Raw genomic sequence first — 7,784 nt, forward strand, 5'->3', positions numbered from 1 at the left:
AAGCAGTGGTTTCTTGCTATCGGCGTAGCTGTTGTTGGGTTTGCCTTGATGTCTTATTTTGGTCTTATAGATCCGCTCAAGAGCATGTATACCGGTAGTAAATTTTTATGGCTTTCTGCTATTGTAGGTAGTACCTTGTTTGGCTTTGGGATGGTGCTTGCATCAGGCTGCGGAAGTAAAACTTTGGTGCGGATTGGTGGCGGTAATCTCAAGTCCATCATTGTGTTCATTGTTCTTGGTCTTACCGCTTATATGACTATGAAGGGCTTCCTCGGCGTTATTCGTATTAACACCTTGGACTCAATTTTCATAGCACTGAATACCCCCCAAGATTTACCAAGCATCCTGAGTCCTATTACTGGAGTTGCTAGAAATAATCTCCATCTTGCTCTTGGCTTGATTATTGGATTTGCTTTCATTGCATATGCACTAGCGAATAAGACGTTTTGGACCGCAGAAAATTTGTTTGCCGGAATTTTTGTGGGCTTGTCTATCTGTGCAGTATGGTTTGTCTCCGGAAATTTAGGTTATGTTGCTGAGGATCCCAATACATTAGAAGAGGTTTTCTTGGTCACCAACTCTGGTCGTATGGAGAGTCTATCGTTTGTAGCGCCCTATGCATTCTCATTAGATTGGTTAATGCTGTATAGCGACACCTCAAAAATTATTACCGTTGGTATTGCTGCCGTTGCAGGAATGATTTCTGGATCAGCCTGCGTATCGCTTGTTACCAAGTCCTTCCGTTGGGAGAGCTTTCGCAATACTGAAGATATGGCAAATCACTTGGTTGGCGCCACTTTGATGGGATTCGGCGGTGTAACAGCGCTAGGTTGCACTGTAGGTCAGGGTTTGAGTGGTATCTCTACCTTAGCAATAGGCTCACTGCTTGCTTTGCCGGGATTTATCTTTGGTGCATACCTAGCTCTGCGATATTTAGAAACACGCAATGCGCCTAATCCATGCAGTTAATTATTAAATTGGATTGAACATAATGCAGATAGATTGGTTGGCTTTTTCTCCGGGCCCCGCTTTTTTTGGTGGAATCTTATTGGGTGTTGCAGCCGCTTTGTATGTGATTTTGCATGGCCGTATTCTTGGCATTAGTGGAATTGTGTCCGGATTGCTTTCGCCTAAAGAGGGTGACATTCATTGGCGCTTAAGCCTTGTTTTGGGTTTAGTGAGCGCGCCATTTTGGGGAGGTGTGTTCTTCGGTCTTCACACCACATCCGTAATTGACGCCGACTGGATCGCCATCATCATTGCTGGTCTACTGGTGGGCTTTGGTGCGAACTATGGTTCTGGATGTACTAGTGGCCATGGCGTCTGTGGCCTATCTCGCTTATCCCCAAGATCTTTAGTTGCCACTATATCTTTTATGAGTACTGGTTTTTTGACAGTATTCGTTATTCGCCATGTGTTAGGTCTATAAATAATGAGAAAACATTTCAACTTCTATAGTCAATATCTCATTGGAGTCTTGTTTGGACTGGGTCTAATTATTTCAGGCATGAGCAACCCGCAAAAGATTCTTAATTTCCTTGACATCACTGGCTACTGGGATCCATCGTTAATATTTGTGATGGGCGGAGCAATTCTTGTGGGTTTGGGCGGCTTTTATCTAGTCTCTAAACGGACGGAAGCTTTTTTCGGCGGTGCCCTCCATATTCCGACTAGAAGAGATATTTCTAAGCCGCTCGTGATCGGCAGTCTTATTTTCGGGGCGGGGTGGGGTATCGCTGGTTTCTGCCCAGGCCCTGCAATAGTCGCCCTGGGAGCTGGGCACCTGAAGGCCCTGGTCTTTATATTGGCCATGCTTGCCGGCATGGCGCTGTGCAATCGTTTCTTTACGGACCACAAAAAGTCGGCGTGATTTAAAATCTACGTTATTCCCTTTTTTAAATTCACACTCCATTTTTGAGGTTTTAATGAGCCTTCCTATTTCTTGCCATTCCGCTCAATTCGGTACGCTGGGTCAAATCAACCCTAGCCACTTAGCTGAGATTGTTAAACAAGGCTACAAAAGCGTAATCAATAATCGCCCAGATTTTGAGGGTGGTCCAGATCAACCTACGAATGCACAAATTCAGACTCAAGCAGAAGCGCTTGGCTTGAACTATGCTTTTTTACCAGTGATTCCGGGTGCATTTACACCAGAACAGGTTGTTGAAATGGCTCGTTTGCTAAAGACAATGCCAGGTCCGATATTGGCCTTCTGCCGTTCAGGCGCACGCTCAACTAATTTGTATCAAATGGCCTTACAGGTTCGCTGATCTTTTAGCTACATTAGGAAATTGTTTGCAACCCAGTAACCCATATATTTTTGGCATTGAAAAACTGGCCTCATCCTTGGTTGATTTCGATACCATTATTGATGTCAGATCTCCTGCTGAGTTTGCCTTAGATCACATTCCCGGTGCCATCAATCTGCCAGTACTGAATAATGAAGAACGTATCGAAATCGGTACTCTTTACAAACAGGTGTCACCTTTTGCTGCGAAGAAGTTAGGCGCTGCCTATGTCTCTAGAAATATTGCCAATCATCTAGAAAAGTCTCTGTTTGATTTTCCAAGAGAATGGCGCCCTTTAATTTACTGCTGGCGTGGTGGCGAGCGTAGCGGCGCCTTTACTCACATTCTTAACCGCATTGGCTGGAAAGCTATGCAGTTGCAAAGTGGCTATCAAGGCTTTCGGCGCGTTGTGATTGATGGCTTAGATCGGGCTTCGAAAGATTTTTCTTTCCAAGTGATTGCCGGCATGACTGGAAGCGGCAAGACTCGAATTCTTCGGGAGATTAGTGCTTTGGGTGAACAAATTCTGGATCTTGAGGGTTTGGCTATTCATCGTGGATCGGTACTTGGCAATGAGCCCAATATTGAGCAGCCTTCTCAAAAAGGCTTTGAGACCAATCTTTGGAATGCATTGAATTCACTTGACCCATCTAAGTTAGTTTTTGTAGAGTCTGAGAGCAAAAAGGTTGGGGGGGTGCATATCCCCGATTCATTGATGGAGCGCATCCGAGATAGTAAATGTATTGAACTTCGCTCTAGCGCCAATACACGCGTCTCTTGGTTGTTGCGTGAATATGAACATTTCTTAACAAGCCCTGAAAGCTTTAAAGAAAAGCTTAGCCTGTTGACCTCGCGTTATGGCAAAGTACAAATTGAAAAGTGGCATCAGTCTATTGACGCTGGTGACTTTGCTAACTTGGTAGAGGAATTACTGGTGATGCACTACGACCCATCGTACCAATCTTCAATCGTTCGCAATTTTCCAAGTTATCGCGAAGATCATTTTGTGCAACTAGAAAGTGATAGTGATGAAGCCTTTGCAAAAACAGCCAAAGACCTCATCACCAAGGTTAGCCTTTAACTAAAGGCCTGGATTCCAGTCTGTGCGCGACCCAAGATGAGGGCGTGAATATCATGCGTACCTTCATAGGTATTAACGACTTCTAAATTGAGCATATGACGTACCACGCCATACTCATCTGAGATACCGTTTCCACCATGCATGTCTCTGGCCAAACGGGCCACATCCAAGGATTTACCGCAAGAGTTACGTTTCATCATGGAGGTAATTTCCGGAGCTGCAATACCTTCATCTTTCATGCGACCTAAGCGTAAGCAGCCTTGCAGTGCTAAGGTAATTTCTGTTTGCATATCAGCCAGCTTTTTCTGAATTAACTGATTGGCTGCAAGAGGGCGATCAAATTGCTTGCGATCCATGGTGTATTGACGGGCCGCATACCAGCACCACTCAGCAGCACCAAGCGTACCCCAGGCAATACCGTAACGCGCTGAATTCAAGCAAGTGAATGGACCCTTAAGGCCTGTAATTTCAGGGAATTCATTTTCAGCCGGGACAAAGACATCATCCATTACGATTTCACCTGTAATGGAGGCGCGTAAACCCATTTTTCCAGTGATTTTTGGAGCCGATAGACCCTTCATGCCTTTCTCTAGAATAAAGCCTCTAATCAGACCTTCATCATTCTTTGCCCAAACAACGAATACATCAGCAATCGGGGAGTTGGAGATCCACATCTTGGAGCCGGTTAAGGAGAAGCCACCAGGAACCTTTTTAGCTCTAGTGATCATGCCACCAGCATCCGAGCCAAAGTTCGGCTCTGTTAATCCAAAGCAACCAATCCATTCTCCAGTAGCTAACTTAGGTAAGTATTTTTGCTTTTGTGCTTCGCTACCAAATTCATTGATAGGCACCATGACCAAGGAGGACTGAACGCTCATCATGGAGCGATAGCCAGAGTCAACACGTTCAATTTCGCGAGCAATTAATCCGTAAGAAACGTAATTCAAGTTTGCGCCACCGTATTCCTCGGGAATCGTGATGCCCAAAAGACCTAACTCACCCATCTCGCGAAAGATGGCTGGATCTGTGGTTTCATTACGATAAGCATCATGAATGCGTGGCATTAAACGGCCCTGCGCATATTCAGCGGCAGCATCACGCACCATGCGCTCTTCTTCAGTCAACTGTGTGTCGAGAAGTAGGGGGTCTGCCCAATTAAAACTAGCTTTACTCATGGTTCTTAGTCGTCCTATCTAGGTTTTTAATATGCACTCTGTGAAATTCTGGGAATACAGATATTCTCTTTGTATTATCCATTTTTTTCTTGATTGATGGACCCTCCTAGACGCCACCACCGCTACTATGATCTGATATTGACGGCTTTTGTCGTCGTTCTGCTATGCTCTAACTTTATTGGCGCCGGTAAGGCCGCGACTTTAGATTTGCCTTATTTGGGTAGCGTGACTTTTGGTGCCGGAATCCTCTTTTTTCCGATCGCCTATTTTTTCGGCGACATACTAACCGAGGTCTATGGTTACGCTTATGACCGGCGGGCTGTATGGGCTGGTTTTGCTGCGCTCGCCTTTGCCGCAATCATGGCTCAACTAGTTATTGCTTTGCCAGTAGCGCCTGGATCCTATATGGCCAATTATCAGCAGGGTATGGAGACGGTATTTGGTAATTCGTGGCGCGTTGCTCTTGCCTCTATGACAGCCTTTTGGTGCGGTAGTTTTGTAAATAGCTATACTTTGGCCAAAATGAAGATCTTGACCCGGGGCCGTTACCTCTGGATGCGCACGATAGGATCTACGGCTAGCGGGGAGTTAGTGGATTCCTCCTTGTTTTATATGCTAGCTTTTTACGGCCTTTGGCCTCTAAATGAGGTTCTGGCTGTTGCAGCGTCTCAATACATCCTGAAGACCGCCTGGGAGGTTCTGGCTACCCCATTAACCTACTGGGTGGTGGGCTTCCTGAAGCGCAAAGAAAACCAGGATCATTACGACGTGCATACCAATTTCACGCCATTTAAGCTTAAAGTCTAATTTACGACTTTTTTGAGCGCTAGCCGTTAAAATAACGGTCTTTGATGCATAACCTGCATCCGCACCCTCGAATTGACCTATCAGAAAGTAAAAACACATCCGTGCTGTCCGCATCTAATATCACTATGCAGTTTGGGGCAAAACCCCTGTTTGAAAACATCTCCGTTAAGTTTGGTGGCGGTAATCGCTATGGCCTGATTGGTGCCAACGGTTGCGGTAAATCCACCTTCATGAAAATTTTAGGTGGGGAGTTAGAGCCTACTAGCGGCAATGTCAGCTTAGACCCAGGTATTCGTTTGGGTAAATTACGCCAGGACCAGTTCGCGTTTGAAGATGTACGTGTTCTTGATGTGGTGATGATGGGTCACGAGGAGATGTGGAAGGCTGCGGCCGAACGTGATGCCATTTACGCCAACCCAGATGCTACTGATGAAGATTACATGAAGGCTGCTGAGCTTGAGGGTAAGTATGCAGAGTACGGCGGCTATACTGCAGAGGCAAAGGCAGGAGAGTTGTTACTGGGTATCGGTATTCCAATTGAGCAACACAATGGATTAATGAGTAGTGTGGCCCCCGGTTGGAAGTTGCGTGTATTGCTGGCACAAGCATTGTTCTCTGACCCAGATGTATTGTTGTTGGATGAGCCAACCAATAACTTGGATATTCACTCCATCCATTGGCTTGAAGATATTCTGAACCAAATTAAGAGCACGATTGTCATCATTTCCCATGATCGCCACTTCCTGAATGAAGTGTGCACCCATATGGCAGATATGGACTATGGAACGCTCAAGGTGTATCCAGGAAATTATGACTCCTACATGCTGGCATCTGTTCAGGCAAGATCACAACAACTCAGTAATAACGTTAAAGCCAAAGAAAAAATTGCTGAATTGGCGGCTTTCGTGGCTCGATTCTCAGCCAATGCATCGAAGGCACGTCAGGCTACTTCACGTCAGAAACAGTTAGAGAAAATTGAGATTGTTGAAGTGAAACCTTCCTCACGTCAAAACCCATTTATTCGTTTTGATACCGAGAAAAAACTTCACAACATGGCGGTTGAGTGCAATGCGCTGACCAAGGCTTACGACCGTCCAATTTTTAAGAATTTCAAGATTGGTATTCGTGCTGGGGAAAAGATCGCCATCATCGGACAAAACGGCGCGGGCAAGACAACGTTATTGAAAACTCTTTTGAGCAAACGCTTTGAAGGAATTCCTGCTGATAGTGGTGATGTGAAGTGGGCGGAAAACGCCAATGTGGGCGTGATGCCTCAAGACAATACCGAGATGTTCGCAAAAGACGAATTACTCATGGATTGGATGAATTACTGGCGTAATACAGGCGACGATGATCAGGTGATTCGTGGCACATTAGGTCGACTGCTATTCTCTGGCGATGATATTGGTAAGTCTGTCAAAGTGCTGTCTGGTGGTGAGAAGGGCAGAATGATTTGGGGCAAATTGATGCTTCAAAAATACAATGTCCTTGCAATGGACGAGCCAACCAACCACATGGATATGGAATCCATTGAGAGTTTACAAATTGCACTTGAGAAGTTTGATGGCACTTTAATCTTTGTTTCTCATGACCGTGAATTTGTATCTGCTCTAGCTAACCGCATCTTAGAAGTGAAGATGGACGGCACTGTAGTAGATTACTCAGGAACCTACGAAGAGTATTTACGTAGCCAAGCTTTAGCTGGCTAAGTATTTTCTTTAGCTTGACGCTGGAATCGCATTGCAGTGCCATCGGCGCGGATGCGTTTCCAGACCAAATCTTTTTCTTCCTGACTAAAAAACACCCAATTGCTGACTTCGCCTAGAGTGCGACCACAGCCCTGACAGATTTCATCGTATAAGGTGGTACAAACTCCAATGCAAGGAGAATCTGAGGCGTCATCACCAACGGCTAAAGAATTGGCTCCAGCTTGTTCTAATGGGTTATACGTTGAAGTCATGGCAGTACTTTAGACGATTTCAGGGGAATGTGTTGTTCGAGCTCATCAACATAGGCTGCCATACCTTCATGCTCTCGCCCTAAGAAGCGCTTTACCGCATTAGAAAAGCCAGGATCCTCTATCCAATGTACTGATTGGATTGTGGTTGGCAAAAACCCCCTTGCCATCTTGTGCTCACCCTGAGCACCCCCTTCAAATATCTCGATACCTTCCTTAATGCAATACTCAATGGACTGGTAATAAGCTAACTCAAAATGAAGACAGGGGATATGTTCTATGGCACCCCAGTACCGACCATACGCTTTTGAATTGGCTTGATCAACTACGAGCAAGGATGAGGCAATCTGCCTCTCATCGATAGTGGCAATAATCAGATGAAAATTTTCAGGCATGCTACTACCCAGTAATTGAACGCATTCTTCTGTTAAATAGGGGGACGAGCGGTGCTCTATGTAGGTGTTTTCATAACAGCG

10 protein-coding genes are annotated in these 7,784 nt (G+C 45.4%); 7 read left to right on the plus strand and 3 right to left on the minus strand.

Features of this window, described 5'->3' with window-relative positions; genetic code table 11:
- From B7X71_RS09585 to mnmH, 5 genes are all read left to right on the plus strand, one after another.
- On the plus strand, positions 1-969 hold a 969-nt coding region (locus B7X71_RS09585), incomplete at its 5' end, for a YeeE/YedE family protein (RefSeq protein ID WP_293600603.1).
- A gap of 22 nt (positions 970-991) precedes the next feature.
- A complete protein-coding gene (locus B7X71_RS09590) occupies positions 992-1,429 on the plus strand; it encodes a YeeE/YedE thiosulfate transporter family protein (RefSeq protein WP_293597607.1) in 438 nt (145 codons plus the stop codon).
- A 3-nt stretch (positions 1,430-1,432) separates the two neighbouring features.
- Complete coding sequence (locus B7X71_RS09595; RefSeq protein ID WP_293597608.1) at positions 1,433-1,870, plus strand: YeeE/YedE family protein; 438 nt, start codon at positions 1,433-1,435, stop codon at positions 1,868-1,870.
- Positions 1,871-1,925: 55 nt separating this feature from the next.
- Entirely contained in the window at positions 1,926-2,270 is a 345-nt protein-coding gene (locus B7X71_RS09600) for a TIGR01244 family sulfur transferase (protein WP_293597609.1), read from the plus strand.
- A 25-nt stretch (positions 2,271-2,295) separates the two neighbouring features.
- Positions 2,296-3,369 (plus strand): tRNA 2-selenouridine(34) synthase MnmH, encoded by a 1,074-nt coding sequence (gene mnmH / locus B7X71_RS09605; RefSeq protein ID WP_293597610.1) that lies wholly within the window; start codon positions 2,296-2,298, stop codon positions 3,367-3,369.
- Here mnmH and B7X71_RS09610 read toward each other — a convergent pair.
- A complete protein-coding gene (locus B7X71_RS09610; protein ID WP_215374147.1) occupies positions 3,366-4,544 on the minus strand; it encodes an acyl-CoA dehydrogenase in 1,179 nt (392 codons plus the stop codon). The two genes, mnmH and B7X71_RS09610, sit on opposite strands and share 4 nt — an antisense overlap.
- 96 nt (positions 4,545-4,640) lie before the next feature.
- Between B7X71_RS09610 and B7X71_RS09615 the strand changes: the two genes are divergently transcribed.
- Positions 4,641-5,351: a queuosine precursor transporter gene (locus tag B7X71_RS09615; protein ID WP_293597611.1), complete on the plus strand. Its 711-nt coding sequence runs from the start codon at positions 4,641-4,643 to the stop codon at positions 5,349-5,351.
- 101 nt (positions 5,352-5,452) lie between these two features.
- Positions 5,453-7,060, plus strand: a complete 1,608-nt coding sequence (locus tag B7X71_RS09620; RefSeq protein ID WP_293597612.1) for an ABC-F family ATPase — start codon at positions 5,453-5,455, stop codon at positions 7,058-7,060.
- Here B7X71_RS09620 and B7X71_RS09625 read toward each other — a convergent pair.
- Both B7X71_RS09625 and B7X71_RS09630 read right to left on the minus strand, forming a co-directional pair.
- Positions 7,057-7,311, minus strand: coding sequence for a DUF1289 domain-containing protein (locus tag B7X71_RS09625; protein ID WP_293597613.1), 255 nt, complete (start codon positions 7,309-7,311; stop codon positions 7,057-7,059). The genes B7X71_RS09620 and B7X71_RS09625 overlap by 4 nt on opposite strands.
- The coding region (locus B7X71_RS09630; RefSeq protein WP_293600605.1) for a peptidogalycan biosysnthesis protein at positions 7,308-7,784 on the minus strand (477 nt) is incomplete at its 5' end. The genes B7X71_RS09630 and B7X71_RS09625, both read right to left, overlap by 4 nt.

Source organism: Polynucleobacter sp. 39-46-10, from assembly GCF_002282275.1.

Coding starts and splice junctions, on each gene's coding strand:
- B7X71_RS09590 (WP_293597607.1), top strand. CDS start 992: ATGCAGATAGATTGGTTGGCTTTTTCTCCGGGCCCCGCTTTTTTTGGT.
- B7X71_RS09595 (WP_293597608.1), top strand. CDS start 1,433: ATGAGAAAACATTTCAACTTCTATAGTCAATATCTCATTGGAGTCTTG.
- B7X71_RS09600 (WP_293597609.1), top strand. CDS start 1,926: ATGAGCCTTCCTATTTCTTGCCATTCCGCTCAATTCGGTACGCTGGGT.
- B7X71_RS09610 (WP_215374147.1), bottom strand. CDS start 4,544: ATGAGTAAAGCTAGTTTTAATTGGGCAGACCCCCTACTTCTCGACACA.
- B7X71_RS09615 (WP_293597611.1), top strand. CDS start 4,641: ATGGACCCTCCTAGACGCCACCACCGCTACTATGATCTGATATTGACG.
- B7X71_RS09625 (WP_293597613.1), bottom strand. CDS start 7,311: ATGACTTCAACGTATAACCCATTAGAACAAGCTGGAGCCAATTCTTTA.